General features: G+C 58.8%; 1 protein-coding gene. It reads left to right on the plus strand.

Translation table 11 applies throughout. The features are described from left to right. The coding region (locus RM530_RS18415) for an adenylosuccinate synthetase (protein WP_311366727.1) at positions 1 to 142 on the plus strand (142 nt) is incomplete at its 5' end. Positions 143 to 656 lie beyond the last annotated feature (514 nt).

Raw genomic sequence — 656 nt, forward strand, 5'->3', positions numbered from 1 at the left:
CATCAAGCGCTATGACGACCTGCCCGAAGCCGCCAGAAACTACCTGAAGCGCATGGAGGAGATTACCGAGGCCGAAGTCGCCATGATCTCCACCGGCCCCGATCGAGATCACACCATCGTACTGCGCAATCCGTTCGGCTGATCCGCGAGCGTTCATGCCGCTTTCGCGGCAGGCCAGGGCTCAGGGCGGCGAACTCGGATGGCCCTGATGAGCGTCTCCGCTCCACGAGCGTAGCGGCCAGCGCCCGCAATCACTCCGGAGTGCACTCAGCGGCATCATCGATACCCGGGAGCAGCACCAGATCACGCGGGACAGGCCTATGCCTGTCGCGACCCCGAAGGGGGTCTGGTGGGTCGGGAGCTACGATCCCTGGGCTGAAGTCGAAGCCTCAGAGTCCAGATGACAGGCGCCCGAACAATGTCCGGGCGCCCCGCAAAATCCAATAAATTACTTGAATAAGCGCGTATAAATTATTGTTTAATATCAATTAATTTAATGATTTTCTGTCTGATCTCCCACTCATATCCTGATCCGCGTAGCGAGCGACGAGGGATTCGATCCGTCCGCTGCCTCGACCCAGTTCCAGAGCTTTTTCGAACCGCTGCACAAGGTCCTGCGGCACGCTGGCGCGACTGAACATCAGGGCAACCTGACC

Source organism: Banduia mediterranea (genome assembly GCF_031846245.1).
Taxonomy (GTDB): Bacteria; Pseudomonadota; Gammaproteobacteria; order Nevskiales; family Nevskiaceae; genus Banduia; species Banduia mediterranea.